We start from the raw sequence: 24,062 nt of genomic DNA, 5'->3' as shown, positions 1-24,062 counted from the left end.
AGTCCCAACGTGACAATCTAGGAAAATAATAAAAAAATGCTATGCATTTTTTACTGGATTGCTTCGTCAAAATTTTCAATTTTTCCTCGCAATGACGAAAATATTAGTGTTGCAATAATAATTAATAAATATAAGCTATTTACTTTATAAATCAACCATTTTCTCTTAACTCCTTATTATACAACCTATAATATTCATCTTTATTCTTAAGCAATTGTGTATGAGTTCCTTGTTCACAAATCTCACCGTTTTTCATGACGATAATATTATCAAGATCGGTAATACTGCTTAAACGATGCGTAATAATTAAAGTGGTTTTTCCTTGGCGTAATTTCTTTAACGATTCTAGAATTTTCTGTTCGGAAGCTTGGTCTAAGCTGCTTGTTGCTTCATCCCAAATTAAAATAGGGGCATCTTTTAAGAAAGCTCTAGCAATAGATAAACGCTGACGCTGACCGCCTGAAAGAGTCGTCCCCTGCCCCCCTATCTGCGTGTCGTAACCATTCGGCAGATGCATAATAAACTCATGAGCATCGGCATATTTTGCTGCTCTAATTATTTCTTCTCTTGTAGCGTTTTCCTGACCGTATGCTATATTTTCTGCAACGCTTGTATCAAATAAATGAGTATCTTGAGTAACTAAGGAAATCTGACCTCTAAGTGAAGTAAGCTTAATATCTTTAATATCATGATTATTAATTAAAATTCTTCCTTCATTTGGATCATAAAAACGCACTAATAAATTACTAAGCGAAGTCTTAGCACTACCTGAACGCCCGACAAACGCAATAATTTTATGAGGCTCTAGCCTTAAATCTATATATTTTATAGCTATTTTACTCTCAAACCTTAAAGCTAGTTTTTCAAAAGTAATTTGTGGATTATATAAATCTACGTCTTTAGAATCTTCATGATCTTTAATAAGAGGCTCGGTATCCAAAATACTAAATACCCTCTTAGCTGCTGCTATTCCTTCTTGCAAATTAATATTTAACGATACCAAACTTTTAAACGGTCTATAAGCCGCTGCAAAAGAAGCCAAAAAAGCAAAAAGAGCCCCTGGCGTACTTTTCCCCTCCAGGACTAGATTACCTCCATACCATACCATCCCTCCAACTGCAAGACCGCTTAAACCCTCCATAATCGGTGAAACCATCGCATCTAGCTTAGATGTTTTTTTGTAGAACTCTAAAATATTATTAATAATCAACGATGCTCTATTACTTTCTATTTGTTCGCCTACAAAAGATTTAATAATCTTAATTGACTGAAATGTTTCATCAAGCCGAGAGGTATAATGCCCAAGCTCTTCTTGTGACTGTGCAAATATTCTTCTTATCTTTCTACCCATCCTTTGCACCGGATAAACAGCTAAAGGGAAAACAAGAAAAACTACACAAGATAATAGCGGTTCTAAATGAAACATTGTTGCTATTAAACATACTACAGTTAGGAAATGTTTAGCACATCCGACAAGTAAGTTAGAAACAGCTCCACGCATCAAAGAAATATCATTAGTAAAACGAGATATTAAACGTCCTGAAGATTGGTTTTGAATAAAAGAAATATCGGCAAATAACAAATGCTCATACATTTTTATCTGTAAATCGTTTAGTACCCTCTGCCCAACAAATTTTATTAGATAATTCTGATAATACTCTGAAATTCCTTTTATAACAAAAGTTACAGTAAGCACTATAGGCATTATTATAAGCATTTTCTTATCATGCGTTAAAAAAACCTTATCAATAATAGGTCTAGCCGCATGTACGATCACTGCCGTACAAAGTGCTGCAACAACCATACAAAATATCGAAAAATATATTTTATTTGCGTAAGGTTTAACATGATCTTTTATCAGCCTTTTTATAACATCTGCAGCTGTGTAGTTATCATTTAAATTATTATTCATTCTCGTTAAAAATATTAAATTGATGATGTGATTGATTCGGTACAGGCATTTTCAAATGCTCAAAAGCGGTAATCGTGATTACCCTACCTCTAGGAGTTCTTTGTAGTAAACCTATCTGTATAAGATAAGGCTCTATGGTTTCTTCAAGTGCATCACGTTGTTCAGATAAGGCAGCTGCAATCGTTTCAATTCCGACAGGACCGCCGTTATAATTATCCGCTATGAATTTTAGATAACGATAATCATTGCTATCAAGTCCTATGCGATCAACTTCCAAACGATTTAACCCAAAATCAGAGATTTCCTTATCTACTCTTGATTTACCGTCAACTGCTGCAAAATCTCTTATACGACGAAGCAATCTTAATGCAATTCTTGGCGTTCCTCTACTTCTTTTAGCTATTTCTTCAGAACCCGAATCGGTCAAATCAATATCAAGTAGTTTACTTGCTCTATTTAGAACTTTCTTCAATTCCTCGGTATTATAAAAATTTAGCCGCATAGGGATACCGAACCTATCACGCAAAGGATTACTAAGCAGCCCGAGGCGTGTGGTAGCACCGATTAAGGTAAATTTCGGCAAGGTTATTTTCACTGACCTTGCGGCAGATCCTTCACCGATAATTATATCAAGCTCAAAATCTTCCATAGCAGGATATAAAACCTCTTCAACCGCAGTATTTAAGCGGTGGATTTCATCAATAAATAATACATCGTTCTTTTCAAGATTGGTAAGAATAGCAGCAAGATCAGCTACCTTAAGTATAGCAGGACCGGAGGTGGATTTAAAATTACCGCCGATTTCGTTAGAGATAATTTTAGCAAGCGTAGTTTTACCAAGCCCGGGCGGACCGTAAAATAAAGTATGATCAAGATGCTCATTTCGAGATTTTGCAGCCTTAATAAATACCGAAAGATTTTCTTTAATCTGCTGTTGACCGACAAATTCTTGCAAATATGACGGCCTTATTGGCAATTCTTGATCATTTTCACTTTTTTCAGGTGATAATATATTAGTCATTATTTTAAATCGAATATAATGACTAATAATAGCCAAAAAATAGTTTTATGCTATAAATTATTTTAGACTTTTATATTAGCCCTCTTCATAGAAACTAGTGACCCCTTCTCTAAGTTTATCTACGGTTTCAAAAAATTTGTCTGTATCAGTGACGCCTAAGTTTTGTAATTCTTCTTTAAGGTAATTTTGATTTAATCCTTTATATAACTTGAAATAATGGCCAAATATCTCATTTGATAATATTATATTAGGATTTTCATAATAATTTTTCAAAACTTCTGCTACATCTTTTAGAGTAAGGTTATTTTCATCAGTTATTTCTGTAATTTGTGCGTCCAATTCTTGTCTATCTTGAGATTTCATTCCTATCTTATAACCTAAAATATTACATCCAATTAAGCTTTTATTCTCTTTTATATAGCATCCGATAAGGCTTTCTTTGATTCCTCGCTTACTTCTGTACTTAATGAAAAATTCAATCCGGCAAGTTTAGTATTTTTAACAAATGAGGATCAGGCAGGAACATTATTATCAAAAAATATCCCACTTATATCTAAATCGCTTATTTTTGTTTCGTTTACTCTTAAGGTATCTAAAAGAACATCTATCTTATTAACATTATTCAAAACATTTATAAAACTAATGTCGGTAATGCGGCATAGCGGATCTTTAAAAAATTCAGCAAATAACTTTATTGATTTTAAACTCCACGCAAAACTATCAGTGCTTAAATACGTTATAGTAGTGTCTCCTTGTAAAGCATTAAATAACCCATTTTAAAAAGCATCTTCAGGAATTTTAGAGTATCCAGCAGCTGCAAATACCGGTGATTGTGGTACAAAATTAACCTCGGTAATACTTAAAGTAGCAGGGTCTTTCTATAGCTCTTTTAATATTTCTTCAGCCTGTATTTTTCCTAAATATTCTATTAACTTGGACATATATTTTACCTATTAATTTTAGTAATTAAAATTAATATAAAATAACTGCTACTTTATCAACTAAAAATTAGAATTTCGATTTTTCAGGGCTGTTTTGATTAATTCATCAATAGAGATTTCGGGATTTTGGGTAATGATGCCTTGAACAGCGTTTTGAGCTTCAAATCTAGAAAATCCTAGATTTACTAGAGCTTTTATTACTTCATTACTTGCAACGGGTGTGATATTCTTAATATTTAAGCTCTCTTTAATAATAGCTGAACCGCTTGATATTTTCGCTACTTTACCTTTCAGCTCTAGCACTATACGTTCAGCAAGTTTAGCCCCTACTCCGGATATTGCTTTAAATATATTTTTATCTTCATTATTTACAGCAATTTGAATATCTGAAGGCGTAAGGCTTGATAAGATAAATAAAGCCATTCTTGTACCTATACCGTTTACTGATTGTAGTAAATTAAAAAAAATCTTCTCTTCTAGAGTCAAAAAACCGTAAAGATGAATATGTTCCTCTCTAACATGGGTTTCGATAAATAGTTTATAAAACTCCCCTTCAGCAAGTTTACCTAAAGTTTTACCTGAAGCATAGACTAAGTACCCTACCCCGTTTACGTCAATTATAACGTAATCATCGCCTTGGGAATCAACTTTACCACTTAATTTACCGATCATATATTTACTTTTTCTTTTTACTATATATTAAAATTAGTGTCGGTAAAGCGGTAATAATTGCTGCTAAGATGTAATGAATAACAAACGGTCTATCCATCATATGACACTGCCCATCATTAGGAATAGTTTGAGCCAAAACCATATAAGCAACTATTATCGTCACTACTATATATAGACCGGTAAAAAACAAATATTTTATAAAATTTTTCATGTTAATCTCTTTTTGAATCAGTGATATGATGTTATTCCTGCGAAAGCAGAAATCTAGGGGTAAAGCAAGATAAATCGAGCTTTTAAAAAGCTTTAAAGTACTGGATTCCGGCTTTCGCGGAAATGGCATAAGAGGTTTTTTCTCCTCTTAAGTTAACACTAATACACGAAAGCGGGAATTACATAAAAAACTACACAAACTTATAATAAGTTTGATTCTTATCCCCTTTACTTATTAAAAGTTTACGCTCTAAACCATATAACAAATCTCTACTAGCCGTTGCCGTAGAAATATTTTTATGTACAGTAATATAATCTTTTCTAGAAAACCATTGATCTATTAAATTAACCTTAGCAAATTCCATTCTAGATAAAGGCGTATTTGCCTCATATGTAATATTATTACTATATAATCTTAATGCTGCAACTATTTTATCAAGCATAAACTCGATAAATAAGGTCGATTCACCAAGCTTATCACACTTACTTAAAACACTATAATATTCACTTTGATTATTCCTTATCAAACTTTCAACGGAAATATACTCAAAAATTTTATTAGCTTGCATTAGTAATAATTGTTGCCATAATCTACCGATTCGTCCTTTACCGTCTGAAAAAGGATGGATAAATTCAAACTCATAATGAAATATACAAGCTTTAACTATTCCAGAAATTTGCTTATCTTGTGCTATAAACTCAAATAAATCCTGCATTAATAAAGATACACGGCGTACCGTAGGGGCAAAATATATAATCTCTGTGCCTTTAAATATAGCGGCATTACCTTTACGCCACTTTCCGTTATCTTCTACTAATCCTTGCATTAATATCCCATGTGCTTTTAATAATGATTCAATTTTGAAGGGATTAAATATAGTCAGATTATTGTATAGTTTTATAGCATTTTTTACTTCTACAATATCTTTTTCAGGTGCGAGTACACGCTTGCCTTTTATTATATCGGTTATCTGCTCTACGCTTAAACTATTTCCTTCAATTGCTAAAGAAGAATGGATGGTTTTAATTTGATTATTTTTTCTAAGTTTTATAGGTTGAGAGTAAAGCTTGCTACCGGCTAAAATACCAAACTCATAAGAAATATCTTGTGATAACTCCAAGATTTTATTAGTTATTTAAAAAGACGGTTTACTATTCATTATATGATACTATCATTGCCTACGAAGAATATTTTTGCTATATTTAGGGTATTAGCCTTATTGCATGACTCCAAAATCGTCATTGCGAACAGCCGTAGACTGCGTGGCAATCTCATGAAATAATAATAAACTCCTGAGATTGCCTCATCAATTGCTATGCAATTTTCTCGTAATGACGTATATCTTTTTATTTTACAATACACTCATTAGACTACCTACCTCAATATCTTCTATAACACCACTTTTACGATCTTTTAATTCAACAATATTATTTGCGGCTTTTTTAGGACCAATTATAATTTGATGAGGTGAGCCTATAAGATCATGCGTTGCAAATTTACTGCCTGGACGTGCTTCGGTATCGTCATATAACACTTCTATATTTTTATCTGATAGCTCTTTATAAGCCATTTCCGCAAGCTCTACACATTTACTATCATGAATATTTAAATTAATTAGAGAAACTTTGAAAGGAGCAACGCTAGAAGGCCATATGATACCTTTCTCATCGCAATTTGCTTCTATGATAGCAGCAACTAACCTTGAAATGCCTATGCCGTAAGAACTCATTTCTATAGGAGTTAGTTTACCATACTCATCATTAATAAGTGCATTCATATTAACCGAATATTTTGAACCTATATAAAAAATATGCCCGACTTCTATTCCTTTACTGCTGGTTATTTCTTGTTCAGATATAGGTAATTTATTTACTTCATATTTTTCTTCAGCTGCTGCGTACCAACTTTTAATTTCCTCTACATCGATATCAGGATTATCTTTTAATGTCTTAAATTTTTTATCGTAATAAATAGTACTTTCACCAGTTTCAGCGATTATATGAAACTCATGGCTTAAATTGCCACCGATCGGACCGTTATCGGCAATAACAGGGATAGCAAACACGCCTAAATCCCTGAAAGCATTGATATAAGCCTTATACATTTGATTATAGGTTTTAACGGCATTTTCTTCATTTATATCAAAAGAATAAGCATCTTTCATTAAAAACTCTCGTCCTCTCATAACACCAAAACGAGGTCTAATCTCATCACGAAATTTCCATTGGATATGATAAAGATTTTTCGGCAAATCCTTATATGACTTAATATTATGACGAAAAATATCCGTAATCATATCTTCGTTAGTAGGACCGAATAGTAAAGTATTATCGTGGCGATCTTGAAATTTCAGCATTTCTTTACCGTAATTATCAAAACGTCCCGATTCCATCCATAAATGTGCCGGCTGAATGCAAGGCATTAGCACTTCCAAAGCTCCCGCTTTATTCATATTTAAGCGTACTATATTCTCGATATTCTTCAATACTTTTAAGCCAAGCGGAAGCCAAGTATAAATCCCTGCTGCTTGCTGCCTAATCATTCCGCTTCTAAGCATTAATTTATGCGAAGTTACTTGAGCTTCACTTGGCTCTTCCTTTAACACAGGTAAAAAATATTTTGATAATAACATATTTTATTTACTTTCTTGCTATATTTATAATCATTTATTTGGTTATCCCGTGGCTTGACCACGAGATCCAGTTTTTTTAAATTTTTTTCTGGATACCGCGATCAATTCGCGGTATGACAAAATGACTGGATTCCCGCTTCCGCAGAAATGATATTAATAACGTATCACCTTTTAGCAGTAAGGTTTAAAAACTCATGACGATATTTCTGCTGTTCGGCAAATATACCCGTATAATGCATGGTATTCATAACGCTATTATCTTGCATTACGCCACGCATTGACATACAGCTATGTACGGCAGAAATCTTAACGGCAACGCCAAGCGGCTTTAAATTCTCCTGCACGCTTTCTGCTATCTGTACCGTCATTTTTTCTTGGATTTGTAGTCTTCTAGCAAAAATATTTACTATTCGTGCTAGCTTACTTATGCCGACAATACAATTATCAGGAACATAAGCTATATCTACTGTACCGTTAAAAGGTAATATATGATGTTCACAGAAAGAGGTAAATTTTATATTCAGTAAGATAAAATCTCGAAAATTACAAGTTTCATAAAACTTGGTATTTAATATTTCTGCTACATCCTTTCCATAACCGGAAAATATTTCTGCGTAGCTATTAACTACTCTATCAGGCGTTTTAAGCAACCCTTCTCTGCTTGGATCTTCACCAATGAATTTTAGTAACGTTCTTACTGCCTCTTTAGCTTCTTCTCTAGTTGGTTTACTCATGTGCTAGTTTTATACTTTTAAAAAACATTACTTTAACACAAATATATACAAACATCAAGCCGCCTACTATAGCAATAACCCCTCCTCCGCCCATCATTCCCATTAATAGCTTAGCTGAAATCGGCATTACACTATTTGGGTCTTTCCGCATAACACCGTAACCACCGGCGAATGCTAGACCTAGTATGTGCAGAATCTGCCCGAATGTTAGGAGGTAAAATGTAAAATTAATAATATTGTCATTGCGAGGAGGCACGAAGTGCCGACGCGGTAATCTAGGGAGTTTTTGTATTACCTCATGAGATTGCCACGCTCTTTTTAGTCGCTCACAATGACGTTGATACCTCCCAATACCCAAATAACTACACCCCATACAAGCAATGCTAATCCCTACTATAGACCCGTGATAATGAGCAGGAATTGCTACATTTATACCTGTGATATTCATTGCTATAAGCCCGCCAAGTAAGAATAAAGTAATAGAGCAAAGTAAGATGGTTTTGATTACTCTGTCATTTATTGTAACCGTGTCATCCCGCGGGATGACAAATACCCACACCAACTCAACCCCCATACCTATTAAACATAAAACAGGAGCAATGCCGCCTAGATATTTCATATGATTTGTATAGAATACTTTGAAGGCTCCATCGATAATATCATAAAATATATGACCGAAAAGTGTAAGAATTCCGAAAATAAAATTTAAATAAAGTAAGAAAAGATAGAATTTTTGACATTTCACTTCTCTAGCTATTAACTCTCTAAATAAACTAACCCAAATAAATATTAATATTTGAGTATATATAAATTGCAGTAAATGACCTCCGCTCCAAAAAAGTAATTCATAATAAAATTCTATCTCGATTGGAATAATTTGAATGATGTTTTGCAAGCCATTATAAGACCATCCAAAACAAACAAAGCTTAAAATAAACATTATAATAGTCGATAATACGGTAAAATTAACTAGACTATTTAAGTTCGTCCAATCGAAGAAATATAAAATATTTATAGCGTACAATAGCAACGTAACACCAAATAAGCTTAACCCCCCAATAAATATGATATTTTCAAGCATCGGTATATAATTATTCATCACCGGATTATGCCCGGCTATTGGAGAGATGGCGATTAGAAGAGTAGCTAGAAAAGCAAGTTTGGGGTAAAGGCGAAACACGTCATTGCAAGCGAACTTAGAGAGCGTGGTAATCTCAGAAATTTTGTATTGTTTCATGAGATTGCCGCGTCGAGGCTTTGCCTCTCCTCGCAATGACGTTTCACCCCCCCAAACACTAGCCGTAACGGACAATAACCAAATCAATACCGATAAATTAACATGAATAATTAAAGCAGATTTGAAAATATGAGGATTTGGGAAAAAGCTTGATAATTGCGGGGTACGTAGTACCACCAAAATAATTGAATATAAACCCGCAAATCCCAAGGATAAAATACCAAGCTTAAGCCAAGAATTAGTTAAGCTATTATTTTGTAATTGATTGGTAGAATTCATAACTACAGGTAAATATTAGATATAATCTACAAATAGCTCACGGTATTTAAATAAGCAATATTTTTTTATTTGCTTTAGAAGCTAACATACGATATTAATAAGTCAATCCAGAGTTAATAGTTAGATATGACTAACCACCTACGCATCGGTATCGGTATTTTAATCTTTGGTATTTTAATCTTTGAATAATAGGAATGAAATTTTATTAGGTAAACATATTAGTTCCCATGGTGAGTCTAGTTATGCTCCTGTCGGTGGACATTTAGAATTTGGAGAAACATTTGAAGAATGTGCTATCCGTGAAGTTTTAGAAGAAACAAATCTGATCATTGAAAATCCACAAATTGATAGCGGTGACTAACGATATTTTTGAAAAAGAACAAAAGTATTACATCTTGATTTGCCTTAAAGCTCATTGTTTAAATGAGCATGAATTACAGCATCTTGAGGCTCATAAAGTAGAGAGCTGGTAGTGGTTTGCTCTTGATAATTTACCCTCTAACCTTTTTCTACCTCTAAAAAGACTCATTGAGAAAAAATGTTATTTATATAAAAAAAGTATTGATTAACTCAGTTTATCTAATTTTAAATATCCGGACGCGTATTTGTGTAAAACACTAGCAATAAGAGTTTGATAAGACATTCTTTCTTGTGCTGCAATTCTTTTTATATGATTTAAATCGTATAACGGCAATCTAATATTAATTCTTTCCGATTTTTTAAAAAAATTAGCTGCGGCAATTTTAGCTATATTTTTTGGCTCTCTAGTTCTTTTTTAGGCAACTCTAAAAGCTCATCTTGTTCAAAATAATCTAGTATGTCTTGTTCTTTTTCAGTAAATTTGTATTTTTTCATAATCTAAACCTTAGCTTGACAATATCATCCTAACTTAGCAATATTAATAAATGATCACCTTGATTTATAATTATGATAATACAGATTTTATTGTTGTAGCGGATTGAATGGTGGGTTTGAGAAGACTTGAACTTCCGACCTCACGCTTATCAGGCGTGTGCTCTAACCAGCTGAGCTACAAACCCACAGTGTAGAAGTATGGTGAGCTCGCCGGGATTTGAACCCGGGACCCTTTGATTAAAAGTCAAATGCTCTACCGACTGAGCTACGAGCTCTTAAATATATTGCATATATTCAAAAATTATGTTTTACTTTATCGCCGAAAAAGGCTAATCTGTCAACAATTATTTTTTAATTTAAACTTAGGAAGTTTATGCGGCATCAGGACGTGGCTATAATTATCCCCTCAAGGCTAAGTTCAACTAGGCTTAAACAAAAACCGCTGCAGCTTATCGGCTCTATAACTTTAATCGAGCGGGTATTCAAACAAGTAAATCAAGCGAGCCTTGAGCATACATATGTTGCGACCGACTCGGAAGAGATAGCAAGAGTTATTACAAAAGTCGGAGGAAAAGTAATATTCACGGATAGTGCTATCCCAACCGGTACTGATCGTACTTATGAAGCTTTTAAATTAATTCCAAATAATCAAAACATTAATTACATAGTTAATGTACAGGGAGATATGCCTTTCATTGAACCTAGCTCTATTTTGAAAATTATAGAATATTTAAAAAACAGCAAATACGATATTGTTACACCGATAGTAAAAGTAGATAGGGAATCAGTGAAAGCTAGTAGTAATGTTACCGTAGCGGTTGACTCGGCGGGGACAGCATTGTATTTTTCGCGTAGTCTTATTCCAAACGGTGCAGAGGAATTTTTATATCATGTAGGCATGTATGGTTTCCGCAAAAACGCTTTAGAAAAATTTGTATCTCTTAAGCCAACTTTTTTAGAAAAAACAGAACGTTTAGAACAATTACGTGCCCTTGAAAACGGCATGACTATAGGTACATGTTTAGTTGAGAATGTTCCTATTTCCGTAGATACGGAAGAAGACTTAAAAAAAGCAGTAAAATTTTACGAAAATATTAGTAAACCAGGTTTATAATAATGGTACATTTCATTTTTGTTACCGGCGGCGTTGTTTCATCACTCGGTAAAGGTCTAACGGCAGCATCTCTTGCTATGCTATTGCAAGCGAAAGGTTTTAGAGTAAGTGTACGAAAACTAGACCCTTATCTTAACATTGACCCGGGAACTATGAATCCTCACGAACATGGTGAGGTATATGTAACCGATGACGGAGCAGAAACCGATCTAGATCTTGGACATTATGAACGTTTTACCGGAGTTTCCGCATGCAAATTTGATAGCATCACAACAGGTGCGATATACTCAAAATTACTTAAAGATGAACGTTTAGGAAATTACGCCGGCGTTACTGTTCAAGTCATCCCGCATGTTACAAATATAATAAAAGATTTTATACTTTCAAACACCAAGGGTTTTGATTTTATTATTTGTGAAATAGGCGGTACAGTCGGTGATATTGAAGGTCTACCGTTTTTTGAAGCTATAAGGCAAATTGGTAACAAATTAAAAAGCGCAAATTGTTTATTTATTCATTTAACATTATTACCTTATGTTAAAACCGCCCGTGAATTAAAAATAAAACCTACCCAACACTCAGTTAAAGCATTACGCGCTATAGGTATTTCACCTAATATACTAGTGTGTCGTGCAGAACGTAACATTTCAAAAGGCGAAATAGATAAAATATCTTTATTGTGTAATATAGAATCTGAGTATGTTGTTACGGCAATAGATCAAAAAAATATATATTTAGTACCGATTGCATATCATAATTCAGGTCTTGATAATAAAGTATTAAAATTTTTTAATATTAATATCATGCCATCTAAATTAGATAAATGGCATGATATAATTAATAGGCTAAAAGATTCTGATTCAAAAGTAAGAATCGCTATAATAGCTAAATATCATAAATTAAAAGATGCTTATAAATCAGTAATCGAGGCACTTGATCATGCAGGTATTTATTACAAATGCAAAATTGATTTAGTATGGATAAATGCTGAAAATCTAACTGAAGAGAATATTAATAAAAAATTATTAGATATAGATGGGATTTTAGTACCAGGTGGATTTGGAGAACGGGCAACTACAGGAAAAATTATAGCAATAAAATATGCCCGTACTAATAACATACCTTTTTTTGGAATATGTTTCGGTATGCAACTTGCGACGATCGAAATAGCTCAGAATTTAATCGGTATTAAAGATGCAGTAACGGAAGAATTTAAAGTAGACGGTACAAAAATTATCGAGAAAATAAATAAAAACTGTGAAGACTCAAAAATAACAATTGAAAATGTAAAAAAGACTATGAGGCTCGGCTCTTATCCTTGTAGTTTGGTCGCAAATACCATTGCAGCTAATGCTTATAAAAGCCTTGAAATAAATGAGAGACATCGTCATAGATATAAATTTAATAATGAATTTCAAAATATTTTTGAAAAACACGGAATAGTATTTAGCGGTTTTTCAAAAGATGAAGAGATTGTAGAAATAATTGAAATACCGCTACTGCGTTGGTTCGTAGGAGTACAATTTCATCCGGAATTTAAATCTAAACCTTTTGAAGCTCATCCGTTATTTATTCAGTTTATTAAAGCAGCGATTGAGTATAACAAATGTAATTAACAACAATATATGAGACTATTTTAAAAAATCTTGACATAGTTTTTATTATAGTCTAGGGTGCATAAAAAATAATATAGCCGGACAGTGTCTAAAAAGCGTTTGAGGTCATTCCCGCATATGCGGGAATGACCTATAAAGCTCTAAGCATTGCAAAAACATAACATTTTTAAAAACTATCCGGTACTAAAAAAATAAGCTCATAGTAAATCAATGGATAGCGTGGATTCTAATTTCACAATTTGGAATAAAGCCAGAAACAGTAAATTTAGGCATATAGTATGGCCGATTAGATCGTATGAATTAACCAAGTTCATCCCGATGGCTTTACTAATGTTTTTTATTCTACTTAATCAAAACTTAGTTCGTAGTATTAAAGATAGTTTTGTTGTTACCTTAATTAGCTCGGAAGTATTGAGTTTTATCAAACTTTGGGGCGAAATGCCGATGGGAATTTTATTTGTTATTTTTTATTCTAAACTCTGTAATATTATGACAACAGAGCAAGTTTTTAGGATAATTACCGGTACTTTTTTATTTTTCTTCGCAATTTTTGGTTTTATTTTATTTCCGTACAGAGAGTTTTTTCATCCCGATCCCGAATTAATTAAGCACTATATCACTGTTCTTCCTCACTTAAAATGGTTTTTAATAATTTGGGGACAGTGGAGTTTGGTATTATTTTATATTATGGGAGAGTTATGGCCGGTTATAGTCTTTACTCTTTTATATTGGCAGCTTGCAAATAAAATTACTAAAGTCGAAGAAGCACCAAGATTTTACTCATTTTTTACTTTATTCGGACAAACTAATTTACTCATCTCAGGAACCGTAATTATTTATTTTGCTAAGAGTGAGCATTTCTTATTACCTTTATTTTCTCATCTAAACGATACAAATGAAATTCTTTTAAAATCATTTATTACGGTTATTTTAATATCCGGATTAATTTGTCTAGCTCTTCATAAACTTATTGATAAATCAGTCGTAGAAGCTGACAAAAATATTAAATTTAAAAACCAAAGAACGGATATATTAAAATTAAGCTTGGTCGACAGTGCAAAAGTAATATTAACTTCTAGATATCTCGGTTTTATTTGTCTTCTTGTAATGTCCTATTCTATGAGTATTAGCCTAATAGAAGGATTATGGATGTCCAAAGTAAAGCAACTCTATCCCGCTACAAAGGATTTTATAGCCTATCACGGTAAAGTGTTTTTTTGGACGGGAATACTCACGTTAGTTAGTGCGTTTTTAGGCAGTAGTTTAATTAGAATATGCGGCTGGTTTTGGGGAGCTATTATAACACCGCTTATGATGTTTGGAGCAGGTGTTATGTTCTTTTCATTCACGGTTTTTGAAAATCACCTAGGAAATATCGTAAATACTCTCGGCTATAGTGCACCGCTTGTCGTTATAGTTTTTATCGGCGGACTTTGGCATGTACTTTCTAAATCCGTAAAATATTCACTTTTTGATGCTACTAAAGAAATGGTATATATTCCGCTCGATAGTGAAATGAAGACCAAAGGTAAAGCTGCAGTTGATGTTATGGGTGCTAAAATCGGTAAATCAATAGGTGCTATTATTCAATTCATATCCTTTAGTATTTTCCCGAACGCCATACATAACGACATAGCCGGTTTATTGATGTTTAGTTTTATTATCGTATGTCTATTATGGCTATATGGCGTGAAAGTTTTATCAAAATATTATAATAAGATGATACAACGTTGATAAGGATATCCATTCCTGCGAAGGCTTGCTTACGTTGATACCTATAATCTTCATGAGCTACGTAGGCGTTGTTGCATGACTCAGAAAAGGCGTACTATGCATTCCTAGCTCAATATTGTTGCGTAGACCGGTAAAATCCCCTGTGTCATCCCGTGGCTTGACCACGGGATCCATAAAAACAATAAAAAATACTAATAATTCTAGTATTTTTAACTGGATCCCGCGATCAAGTCGCGGGATGACATCGGAAAAACTGATCCACGCAACAAGGCCCGAAAGCGGGGATCTAGCACAATAACTTCAAATATCGATATAGAAGTATTTATTAAAAAAATAAACCTAAAAAACAAATTTTTTATAGGTTTTACTAGATTTCCACCTACGCGGGAATGATATAAAACGATCCATGTATACAATGCTGAACAGAAATGACCAGTGCTTTTCAAAAATTGCTTGATGCTATGAATCAAACTACTGTATTTTGAACATCCTCTCCTATTAATCCTTGATCAAGCAAATCAAAAGCCTCATCCAAGCACTTATATACTGCATTTTCTTGATCTACTTCCGAATAATTTTCGATTAACCCTAGATTTTGACAATAATAACAAGTTGAGCTTTTAAACCATCACTCTATTGATTTTTAATATAATCTAATATTATTTTTAAAACAGCTTGGCTACTATCCTTTGCTTTTTCATATTTATTTTTTAAGCTCTGTAATCGTCAACATATATTCTTAACGTCTCTACTTCTTTACTTTGATATATTAAGCTCTCTATTTTTTCAATTTGTTTTATTAACCGCTCTGCCTCTTCATACGGTTCTTTACATTGTCTTACTAAATTTGCTTTTGTAAAATTAGTATTAGCATTGTTATGCATTAATAGTGAAAGAATAATTTTGTTTTCTACTAAGTTACGACCACAGTAATGTAATACTTCAATCATCTGTTTATAGTCATTCACCGTAGCACCATATTCAAGTAACATTTTGGCTTTTTTAAAATTACCTGTAACCTCTAAAGCAGTATCACCATTCTCATCTTGTATATTTTTTGCAGTAACTCTTTAAGGTCTGCTAAGTCAATTATATAATGTAGGGTACTTTTGTTTTCTGGGCTATCTACCGTATCAAAACTAACGTCTTTACTGTTTTACTATTAAGACTATTGTTAATACTAATGCGTAAATCATGAAACATTTCTGGAGCGGTTTTACATTCTTTTGCATTACTCCCCTTTCCTATACAAGATTTAAAAATATTTATTAACTTAGCAATTTTAGGCATAATTATTTTTTTAGTTACTTTATTAAAATTCCATGTTTCATGGTATTGTTGACTCGACATTATATTAATCTATTTTAATAAAGTCAATGTGAATGGTTAATTTTTATGAATTAACCAATTAACAATATAATTTAAAAATTCTTTTTTCTTGAATCTATTTGTAATATAGTAATAGGCATATTTAATATTTGTAGAGGGAGTAATGAAACAAAATCCAAAAATCTCATTAATAGGTAGCGGTAACATAGGTGGTACACTTGCTCACTTAATTAGCCTTAGAGAACTCGGCGATATCGTGTTATTTGATGTGACTGAAGGAGTACCGCAAGGAAAAGCATTGGATCTCATGCAAGCCGGTACAATAGCCGGGTCTGATATCAAAATAAAAGGCACAAACGACTATAAAGATATTGAAGGATCTGATGCCATAATTATTACTGCCGGTTTACCAAGAAAACCAGGGATGAGTAGAGACGATTTAATTAGCATTAACACCGGTATTATGAAAACGGTTGCAGCAAATGTTAAAAAATACGCTCCTGATGCCTTTGTAATAGTAATTACCAATCCACTTGATGTTATGGTATATGTCATGCTTAAAGCAAGCGGATTGCCTCACAATAAAGTAATCGGTATGGCAGGAGTACTTGACTCATCAAGATTTAATCTTTTTCTTGCTGAAGAGTTTAAAGTATCGGTTAGCAATGTTAATAGCATGGTTCTCGGCGGTCACGGCGATGCTATGGTACCTCTTGCAAGATATTCTACAATATCAGGCGTGCCAATACCTGACTTGATAAAAATGGGCTTATCAAGTAATGAAAATATTGAAAAAATAATCGATCGTACTAGAAACGGCGGCGGTGAGATTGTTGCATTACTTAAAACAGGTTCTGCTTATTATGCTCCCGCAGCCTCAGCAATAGAAATGCTTGAGTCATATTTAAAAGATAAACGTCAGATTCTAACTTGTGCCGCTCATTTACAAGGTGAGTACGGCGTACATGATTTATATGTCGGAGTGCCTATTATGATCGGTAAAGAAGGTGTGCTAAAAGTAATAGAACTGCAGTTAACCGCAGAGGAAAAAGCACTATTTGATAAATCAGTCGAGGGAGTTAAAAAACTCATTGAGACGATAAAATAAATGATAAAATTATATTATTGAAGCACAAATGCAACAAGATTTAAAATATTGAATTAATACTAATTATTAGTATTGTTAATTGAACATAAATGGTATTACATTTTGGTTTATTTTTATTAATAGAGGGAAATTATGAAACATAAGAATGAATTAGACCGGCTAATAAGAAATCTTTATTTAATAAAAAATACTAATTTAAATAATATTTTAGAAACAGATAAACTAGCTATAACACGTACAACTAATTTTATAGCAGCTCTAATAAACAAAATAGACCCTAGAACGCCGGGACCGTATGTTTCTCAACAACAAGCTAACTTCAAAGTAACAAATGATAAAAATATACCGGGTGCTAGTAAAGAAATTTATTTAAAAAATCTACCTATTAGTATTGGTAAAGTTGAAGGCTTTAAGGAAGACGGAAAAGGTAGAAAAACAAAGGCTCAACTTGATGTCCTAATATCCCCTTCAGATTTTTCAGCATTATTAAGACTAAGTAATTCATTACCGATCACTAATGAGCAAGAACTAGAAATAAAGGGCAATATTAATCTATTGCAATTGATGGAAGAAGTTGTTCAGAAAGTAGGGGACAAGAGCTTAAATATAAAGCAAGATAAAAAAGTACTTACCTCACAAAAAAACGAACAAGCTATAACACACGGTCAACAAAAAGTAGAACTTAGCCTTAAAGAAGAAATAATCAAGTTAAGGGAAGCAGTTCAAGAAACAATCAAAAATCCAACTAATAATGAAGAATTTAATAAGACATCAAAAGAAATTTTAGGCTTGATTAATAATATCAACGCTCATCAACCATCTAGATTACAGGCAGCTAGAAATAAAATCCTGAGTAGCGGAGAAAGCACTAATACTAAAAATACAAAAATAGAGGGATTTTTTCTTGAACAACATGAATGGGATAAATTTCAAGAATTAAGAGAGAGATTACAAAAAATAAAAGAGCCTAGAGAAAAATTATATGAAATGAAAAATTTTTATGATGTAATTAATTCATTAGATAAAAATATTATTCTAGGAGTAATGCAAGAGAAACAAAAAGTGCAACAAGCGTCCAATCAAAAAGCGCAAGAGATTATAAGAAGTAAATTTTTATACCTTGATAAGGCCTGGGATTTTTCAGATGGTTTACAAAATTTATTTGAGAAGTTAAATAAAGAAGAGACAGGGGGAAAAGAACTTATAGAAGCTTCTAAAAATATATTCAGCAAAAGTATATCAGTAAATAAAAATTACTTCCGTAATACTAATAATTCAAGCGAATTAGATTTACAATATAAGATGTTGTTACGATAATATCTCGCAAAATATAAAGGAGGCTCTAGTCTTATATGCCAGAAGTAATAACAATAACAAGGTTGATATATTATCTGAAGAATTAGCAAATAAATTTATATCAAATTTAATCAAGCAAAATGAATCGGTACTACAAAAAGAAACAGGTAAATATTCTCCTTCTTTAGAAACTATACCTGAAGATTCTATACCTAAGTTATCACCGGTAATAGTACATTCTTCCTCAACTGAATTTTTTGCAAAACTAGAAAATTCATTCAATGAACTAGCACAATTCACTGATAAAATATTAATAGATACCGGCAAATCTTATGTACAACAGGCAAATATTAATCCTCAATCTAATACCGTTTCTAGATCTTCTTCTATTGATTCAGGAATAGCCTCAAGTCAAGAAGAATTATCTACCACATTTGGAAAAAGCAGCTCTACTATAAGTTAACGGTAACAAAAGAACTACAAAAATCTATCCAACAAAAAGAAGTAAGCAATGAAAGACTTACTCAAGAAGAAATAGATAATATTTATAAGACACTAGGTATATTTGAAGAAATTAAGGAATATGAAAAGAGCGACAATTCACGTGTTCCTCGTTTACTAAATAAAAATTACTATAAGCTAACTGATCCCCGTGAGGAGCGTAGAAGCGATAATATCGCTTTAGAGCAGGATGATATTGGAATGCTAACTACTGATACTGATTTAGAGTGGGATGACACCGGAATACTGCCTCCTGCCCAAAATAGTGCCGTTTCAGATAAATTAAAAGAAGCAGTAGACGATTATATATCTGAGCTACAAAAGGAAAAGCTATCTAAAGATACATCCCCGAAACAAGTTGAGGCAATAACTCATCCAATGCAGGAAGCAATACCGACTCCTCCTGCTCTTTCCTGGAATACTCATCCTATATTCGATGATACAATAAAGTTCTTAAAGAGGTTTAAAGAAGAGATCGATAAATTTCCACAAGATTATACTAAAGCCTCTACCATACCTCTATATTGAAATAATGTTAATAGAAATTTAGGAAGAAGTGAATTTTTAGCAAGTATGGCTTCTCAACAAGATGAGAGAATTAATGATATATTAGATAAACTTCAAGAAATTTCTACTAATTGTAGTAAGATAAGTAATAATGATGATAAATTTAATAAAGAGATTAAAGCATCTTTTGTAGAAATTAATACCACATTAAAAAATATAATGGAATATAAAGGACCCGAAATAGAATATTTAAATTCCAATATAGAAAAAGTTCAAAAGAATTTATCTAATTTAGAATCTTTGACTTATGAATTATCTAAAAATACATCTCCGAAACATATTAAGCAATCAACCCAAAAGATCAACCTAAAATATCTACAGGAGCAGTTACCGGTATAAAAGATAGAATAGCAAAATTTGAAGCAGACTCTGACAGCAAAATCAAAAAATACTGGACAGAAGAAAAGAAACAGACTGTAGAAAAACAACATGAAAATACTCAATCTGACTATATAACTCCTCAGAAAAATTTTGAGTTTGAAAATCTAGGTAAAGAAATTAAAGAGAATAGTACCAAAAATTTAATAAACAAATTTGAAAAAGGCTTTGATAGTAAAACAACAAGATACTGGACATCACCGGCGGGATAGGATAAAGGGGAGGAAGAAAAACAGAAAGGTATAGGAAAAGAGAATGAACTAATAAGACCTCGTACAAAATTTGCAATAGAACATTCTAAACATACTCAATCTAAAGAGCCTATATATCATCCAACTCCTGAAAAATTGAATATTAACGAAATAACTCACGATTTAAAGCTAAAAGGCAATACAAAAAACTTAAAAGACAAATTTGAAAACTTAGCAAAAGAAGCGAAGCAAATTGGGACACAAGCACAGCAAAGCTCCAAATCTTCAAGTAGTCCTAGCATAAAACCTACAGGTTGCAGTAAAGACGGAAGAAATATATAAGGCAATTGATTTTATTCTTGTTTTTGGGTCTTGTTGCATGGCTCGTTTATGTCATTTCCGCGGAGGCGGGACTCCAGTAAAACACATAAAAAAACAAGTTTTTTATGTGTTTATTTTGTCAAATATATCAATATTGAAGTTATTTTTCTAGATCCCCGCTTTCGCGGGGATGACATTGAGTAGGTTTTTCAAGCCATGCAACAAGACTTTACTGTTGTGAGGATGACATCCTACGTAAAACCAACACTGTACTCATTAATATTATAAGCAAAAATATGAAAAAGCTTAAAGTGAGAGATAGTGACTTAAAATTTTGCCATAACAACATACTAAAGAAAGGAGTAGTTGAGGATAGAATAATACCTCCAAAAGAATGTGATAGACTATAAAGCCTCATTTTAACATTAGTCTTAAATAAGGATTGAACAATAATTTGTAGCGGTACTGCATAAAATGCTGCAAGTCCTATTAATATAACGGGACATAGAATATTAAATATTTGTTTGTATAACATTATTTGCATTCCTAAAGCAACAATAATGCTGACAAATAAAGCCCATGTAATCTGTCTTAAAGGGTTGATTTTATCGGCAAACAGCCCTGCAAAAACAGCTGATATTCCATAGGTAGTAGTAAGAGCTATATTCATAAATCTTATTTCAGGATGATTTATAAGAGCTATTTTTGTTAAAAAAACTCCTAAGAAAATTACTAAAAAGTGATACACTCCTCCAATAGCACCGTTTATTAGTAATGCTATTATAACGGATAGTTTATTATTCCATATAATTTGCTGCAAGGTACTTTTTGATGACGTTCTTAAAAACTCGCTACTTTCTTTAAAAAAATTTCTCATCAAAATAGCAAATAAACCAAATATTGCACCAATAAAGAAATTAAAACGCCATAAATATTGGATATCGGAATTACTAGCGTAATAATAAGCTATAGCTGCAAGTAATGCACCTATTTGGCTACAACATGAAACTATTCCTATATTTAAATTTTTCTGATTATCTCCTGTTTTTTCAGCTACATAAACCTTTATTCCGTCAACTTCTCCGGCAAGGCTTACTAAAAAAACCATTCGACATAATGTTAGTATTACCGTAGCAAAAATACCTATTATCTCAAAGGAAGGAGTAATAGCAATTAATCCGGTAGCAATGCTACTCATGCACATTGATATCTTGATAGATTTAGTACGCCCGTATTTATCTCCGATAAATCCAAAAATTAAGGACCCTAAAGGTCGTACTATAACGGCTGCACTAAGAATAGCAAAAAAACCAAGTAGTTGTTTATCCTGCTCTATATTAGGTAAGAAATTTTGTGCAAGAATACTAGCCGATAAACCGAATAGAGCATAATCATAATAACGGATAATCGTTGTAAAAAATGCAACTAAAAAAGCTGAATTAGACATATAATATTTTCTTTTTGTGGCAACAGCATATGATACCAACTATTTAGGCTATGTGAAAGAAAATTAATTTAATCTATTTTTACTCTTTGTGTCTACAAATTATAAGATTTTTTTGAAATAGGAACAACTACAGCATAATTTCAATATAGAAATCTTTTATATTTATTTTACTATTGTAGTTTTAATTATAATATTTTATATTTGGTATATATTCAATTTTTAACCGTTTTAAAAATATGCACTTAGAATATAAAGTTACTATATCTGAAAATGGCAGGATAAATATTCCTGCAAAAATTCGTGATCAATTACATCTTGCTTCAGGAGATCAGTTAATGCTAATACTTGATAAAGAATTAACATTGATTCCTCTAAAAAATAAAATTAAAGAATTTCAAGCATTAGTAAAATCTAGAAATAAAGATAACATATCATTAGTTGACTCTTTAATTGAATCAAGAAGAAAGGAATTTAATAATGAATAAATATATTTTAGATTCATCTGCTTTACTTGCATTATTTAACTTAGAAACTGGTAGTGACAAGGTCGAAGAATTATTACCGTTATCTATTATGTCTACAGTAAATATAGCAGAAATAGTAGCTGAACTAGATAAAAAATTGAACATATCTTTTATTCAAAGTAAAGAAATGATCTCAGCTGCCATAAATAAAATTGTAGCCTTAGATTTTGATCAAGCTATAGAAATTGGACGCTTAAAGAAAGAAACAGAACAATTTGGCTTATCTCTTGGTGACAGAGCTTGCATTAGCCTAGGATTAATTACAGGCTATCCTATATATACTGCAGATAAAATTTGGGCTAAACTGCAATTAAATTGTAAAATCGTTCTAATTCGCTAGGCTCTACGAAGATTTCTAATTGATTTGCTATTTTGAGGTATTTTTTAGCGAAAATTAATAAGATTTTTGAAAGAATAGCTACTCCTATTTCAAAGAAACCTTATAATTTGCAGCAAAAAATAACCAAAATTAAATCTTCTTAGAAATCTTCATAAAGACTAACAGCTCATTTTATGATAAAATTTGAAAAAAGAGCCATTATGATACTATAATAATTACCTTCCTCTTCCTGAGTTTTGCTTTTCTATTTTTGCTCTTCGTGCTTTCATAGCCTTTGCTAGTTCTTCTTTACGCTGATCTCCTCCTTGAGGCATTTGTTTACCAACATCCTTTGCCTCTTTTTTTATAGTTTTTGGAATTGATATAGGTGGTGGCGGAGGCGATAGGGGAATAGGAATACCGCTTCCAGGCATTAGAGGCGGCATCGGTATAGTACCGCTAGGCATAGTTGGAGTATTTTTTGAAGATTGATTAACAGCTTCTGCTTGCTGCTGCTTTATCTCTTTTTTCATACGTTTTATAGCTGCTAATGCTCCTTGTTGCTATAAATCTGCAGCTATCGGCTCTCTTTTTGTAGCAGTTAAGTGTTTATTTTTATTATCAAACTTTTGTTCTCTATCGGAAGCACTATTAATAGTATTATGTTCTTTTTCTATAGCCTTAAATTGATTATTAATAGCTTCTAATTCTGCAGCGATTTTCCATCTTTCTTCTCTAGTAATATTAGAATTAGCTTTTTTTTCTTCAAGCCCCTTTTTCCTCTCTTCTAGTTCTTTCTGTTTTTGCTTTAATTCTTCTATACGTTTTGCATGATTATCTATTTCTTCTTCTGTACTCTTTGTTTGCTGCTCGAAAGAATCCTGTATTTGTCTGCTTTGAACTTTTTTCTTTACCTCTTCATCAAAAGAAAGCGGTTTATTTCGTACAGGCTGTCCTAAATCAGAATGTATTAGATCGTCAAAATTTTCTCTAGAAGCTAACGTTTTTTTACTGGTATCAGGTATTTGAGGATCATGTTTTCGTAAATCTTTTGTAATTTCTTGTATATTTTTATGAAGTTCTGTAATCGACGCCACTTTACCTCTCACAAGTTAATTGATTT

The 24,062-nt window shown here is 32.3% G+C and carries 25 protein-coding genes, 2 tRNA genes and 2 pseudogenes; 12 read left to right on the top strand and 17 right to left on the bottom strand.

Translation table 11 applies throughout. The features are described from left to right. Nucleotides 1-151: 151 nt before the first annotated feature. The 9 genes from WSW_RS0100880 to WSW_RS0100835 form a co-directional block, all read right to left on the bottom strand. Nucleotides 152-1,912 (bottom strand): ABC transporter ATP-binding protein, encoded by a 1,761-nt coding sequence (locus WSW_RS0100880; RefSeq protein WP_016916710.1) that lies wholly within the window; start codon nt 1,910-1,912, stop codon nt 152-154. After that, nucleotides 1,905-2,933 carry a Holliday junction branch migration DNA helicase RuvB gene (gene ruvB, locus WSW_RS0100875; protein WP_016916709.1) on the bottom strand — a complete coding sequence of 343 codons (1,029 nt, stop codon included), beginning with the start codon at nt 2,931-2,933 and terminating at the stop codon, nt 1,905-1,907. The genes WSW_RS0100880 and ruvB overlap by 8 nt, the downstream gene beginning before the upstream one ends. Nucleotides 2,934-3,008: 75 nt before the next feature. Next, nucleotides 3,009-3,296, bottom strand: coding sequence for a hypothetical protein (locus WSW_RS0100870; protein WP_016916708.1), 288 nt, complete (start codon nt 3,294-3,296; stop codon nt 3,009-3,011). A 638-nt stretch (nt 3,297-3,934) separates the two neighbouring features. Beyond that, on the bottom strand, nt 3,935-4,546 hold the full coding sequence (ruvA, locus tag WSW_RS0100860; protein ID WP_016916707.1) for a Holliday junction branch migration protein RuvA: 612 nt from the start codon (nt 4,544-4,546) through the stop codon (nt 3,935-3,937). Nucleotides 4,547-4,550: 4 nt separating this feature from the next. Beyond that, entirely contained in the window at nt 4,551-4,757 is a 207-nt protein-coding gene (locus tag WSW_RS0100855; protein ID WP_004995893.1) for a hypothetical protein, read from the bottom strand. Between the two features lie 190 nt (nt 4,758-4,947). Beyond that, nucleotides 4,948-5,892 (bottom strand): Fic family protein, encoded by a 945-nt coding sequence (locus WSW_RS1000000109020; protein ID WP_238528444.1) that lies wholly within the window; start codon nt 5,890-5,892, stop codon nt 4,948-4,950. Between the two features lie 216 nt (nt 5,893-6,108). Beyond that, a complete protein-coding gene (proS, locus tag WSW_RS0100845) occupies nt 6,109-7,389 on the bottom strand; it encodes a proline--tRNA ligase (RefSeq protein ID WP_014273426.1) in 1,281 nt (426 codons plus the stop codon). A gap of 164 nt (nt 7,390-7,553) precedes the next feature. Next, complete coding sequence (gene folE, locus WSW_RS0100840; protein WP_016916706.1) at nt 7,554-8,123, bottom strand: GTP cyclohydrolase I FolE; 570 nt, start codon at nt 8,121-8,123, stop codon at nt 7,554-7,556. Beyond that, nucleotides 8,116-9,639, bottom strand: coding sequence for a cbb3-type cytochrome c oxidase subunit I (locus WSW_RS0100835; RefSeq protein ID WP_016916705.1), 1,524 nt, complete (start codon nt 9,637-9,639; stop codon nt 8,116-8,118). Before WSW_RS0100835 ends, folE begins: the two co-directional genes overlap by 8 nt. A gap of 181 nt (nt 9,640-9,820) precedes the next feature. On the opposite strand from WSW_RS0100835, the gene WSW_RS1000000114055 reads away from it, so the two are divergent. Next, nucleotides 9,821-10,000 (top strand): NUDIX domain-containing protein, encoded by a 180-nt coding sequence (locus WSW_RS1000000114055; protein ID WP_238528415.1) that lies wholly within the window; start codon nt 9,821-9,823, stop codon nt 9,998-10,000. A 602-nt stretch (nt 10,001-10,602) separates the two neighbouring features. Here the strand turns inward: WSW_RS1000000114055 and WSW_RS0100820 are convergent. Both WSW_RS0100820 and WSW_RS0100815 read right to left on the bottom strand, forming a co-directional pair. Further along, nucleotides 10,603-10,679, bottom strand: a tRNA-Ile gene (locus WSW_RS0100820). Nucleotides 10,680-10,693: 14 nt separating this feature from the next. Beyond that, nucleotides 10,694-10,769: transfer RNA gene (locus WSW_RS0100815), tRNA-Lys, on the bottom strand. 98 nt (nt 10,770-10,867) lie between these two features. Between WSW_RS0100815 and WSW_RS0100810 the strand changes: the two genes are divergently transcribed. The 3 genes from WSW_RS0100810 (at nt 10,868) to tlc2 (ending at nt 14,958) form a co-directional block, all read left to right on the top strand. Then, nucleotides 10,868-11,608 carry a 3-deoxy-manno-octulosonate cytidylyltransferase gene (locus WSW_RS0100810; RefSeq protein WP_016916703.1) on the top strand — a complete coding sequence of 247 codons (741 nt, stop codon included), beginning with the start codon at nt 10,868-10,870 and terminating at the stop codon, nt 11,606-11,608. A gap of 2 nt (nt 11,609-11,610) precedes the next feature. Continuing rightward, nucleotides 11,611-13,224, top strand: a complete 1,614-nt coding sequence (locus tag WSW_RS0100805) for a CTP synthase (protein ID WP_016916702.1) — start codon at nt 11,611-11,613, stop codon at nt 13,222-13,224. A 210-nt stretch (nt 13,225-13,434) separates the two neighbouring features. After that, a complete protein-coding gene (tlc2, locus tag WSW_RS0100800) occupies nt 13,435-14,958 on the top strand; it encodes a nucleotide exchange transporter Tlc2 (RefSeq protein ID WP_016916701.1) in 1,524 nt (507 codons plus the stop codon). Between the two features lie 710 nt (nt 14,959-15,668). Here the strand turns inward: tlc2 and WSW_RS1000000112615 are convergent. Together WSW_RS1000000112615 and WSW_RS0100785 are read right to left on the bottom strand one after the other, a co-directional pair. Continuing rightward, nucleotides 15,669-15,950: a hypothetical protein gene (locus WSW_RS1000000112615; protein ID WP_016916700.1), complete on the bottom strand. Its 282-nt coding sequence runs from the start codon at nt 15,948-15,950 to the stop codon at nt 15,669-15,671. 133 nt (nt 15,951-16,083) lie between these two features. After that, complete coding sequence (locus tag WSW_RS0100785) at nt 16,084-16,308, bottom strand: hypothetical protein (RefSeq protein ID WP_016916699.1); 225 nt, start codon at nt 16,306-16,308, stop codon at nt 16,084-16,086. 142 nt (nt 16,309-16,450) lie between these two features. Between WSW_RS0100785 and mdh the strand changes: the two genes are divergently transcribed. Further along, nucleotides 16,451-17,395 (top strand): malate dehydrogenase, encoded by a 945-nt coding sequence (gene mdh, locus WSW_RS0100780; protein ID WP_016916698.1) that lies wholly within the window; start codon nt 16,451-16,453, stop codon nt 17,393-17,395. A 132-nt stretch (nt 17,396-17,527) separates the two neighbouring features. After that, on the top strand, nt 17,528-18,712 hold the full coding sequence (locus WSW_RS0100775) for a hypothetical protein (protein ID WP_016916697.1): 1,185 nt from the start codon (nt 17,528-17,530) through the stop codon (nt 18,710-18,712). Here the strand turns inward: WSW_RS0100775 and WSW_RS1000000111375 are convergent. Further along, complete coding sequence (locus tag WSW_RS1000000111375) at nt 18,704-19,018, bottom strand: hypothetical protein (RefSeq protein WP_016916696.1); 315 nt, start codon at nt 19,016-19,018, stop codon at nt 18,704-18,706. The genes WSW_RS0100775 and WSW_RS1000000111375 overlap by 9 nt on opposite strands. A 375-nt stretch (nt 19,019-19,393) precedes the next feature. Here WSW_RS1000000111375 and WSW_RS0100765 point away from each other — a divergent pair, with 375 nt between their 5' ends. The 4 genes and pseudogenes from WSW_RS0100765 (at nt 19,394) to WSW_RS0100750 (ending at nt 20,670) form a co-directional block, all read left to right on the top strand. Beyond that, on the top strand, nt 19,394-19,720 hold the full coding sequence (locus tag WSW_RS0100765; protein WP_016916695.1) for a hypothetical protein: 327 nt from the start codon (nt 19,394-19,396) through the stop codon (nt 19,718-19,720). Nucleotides 19,721-19,765: 45 nt separating this feature from the next. After that, nucleotides 19,766-19,972: pseudogene (locus tag WSW_RS1000000113755) on the top strand (hypothetical protein); the annotation flags it as partial. Between the two features lie 27 nt (nt 19,973-19,999). After that, nucleotides 20,000-20,349 (top strand): annotated as a pseudogene (locus WSW_RS1000000113750) (hypothetical protein). 135 nt (nt 20,350-20,484) lie between these two features. Next, entirely contained in the window at nt 20,485-20,670 is a 186-nt protein-coding gene (locus WSW_RS0100750; RefSeq protein WP_016916693.1) for a hypothetical protein, read from the top strand. Nucleotides 20,671-20,878: 208 nt separating this feature from the next. Here the strand turns inward: WSW_RS0100750 and WSW_RS0100745 are convergent, their stop codons facing one another. After that, entirely contained in the window at nt 20,879-22,096 is a 1,218-nt protein-coding gene (locus WSW_RS0100745) for an MFS transporter (protein WP_016916692.1), read from the bottom strand. Between the two features lie 236 nt (nt 22,097-22,332). Here WSW_RS0100745 and WSW_RS0100740 point away from each other — a divergent pair, with 236 nt between their 5' ends. Together WSW_RS0100740 and WSW_RS0100735 are read left to right on the top strand one after the other, a co-directional pair. Next, entirely contained in the window at nt 22,333-22,581 is a 249-nt protein-coding gene (locus WSW_RS0100740) for an AbrB/MazE/SpoVT family DNA-binding domain-containing protein (RefSeq protein WP_010977150.1), read from the top strand. Then, complete coding sequence (locus WSW_RS0100735) at nt 22,574-22,960, top strand: type II toxin-antitoxin system VapC family toxin (protein ID WP_016916691.1); 387 nt, start codon at nt 22,574-22,576, stop codon at nt 22,958-22,960. The genes WSW_RS0100740 and WSW_RS0100735 overlap by 8 nt, the downstream gene beginning before the upstream one ends. A 215-nt stretch (nt 22,961-23,175) precedes the next feature. Here the strand turns inward: WSW_RS0100735 and WSW_RS0100730 are convergent, their stop codons facing one another. Further along, nucleotides 23,176-23,472, bottom strand: coding sequence for a hypothetical protein (locus WSW_RS0100730; protein WP_016916690.1), 297 nt, complete (start codon nt 23,470-23,472; stop codon nt 23,176-23,178). Between the two features lie 30 nt (nt 23,473-23,502). Then, complete coding sequence (locus WSW_RS0100725) at nt 23,503-24,036, bottom strand: hypothetical protein (RefSeq protein ID WP_016916689.1); 534 nt, start codon at nt 24,034-24,036, stop codon at nt 23,503-23,505. Nucleotides 24,037-24,062 lie beyond the last annotated feature (26 nt).

It is taken from the genome of Rickettsia honei RB (genome assembly GCF_000263055.1).
In the GTDB taxonomy this organism is placed as follows: domain Bacteria; phylum Pseudomonadota; class Alphaproteobacteria; order Rickettsiales; family Rickettsiaceae; genus Rickettsia; species Rickettsia rickettsii.
This window is presented reverse-complemented; position numbering and strand designations above follow the sequence as displayed.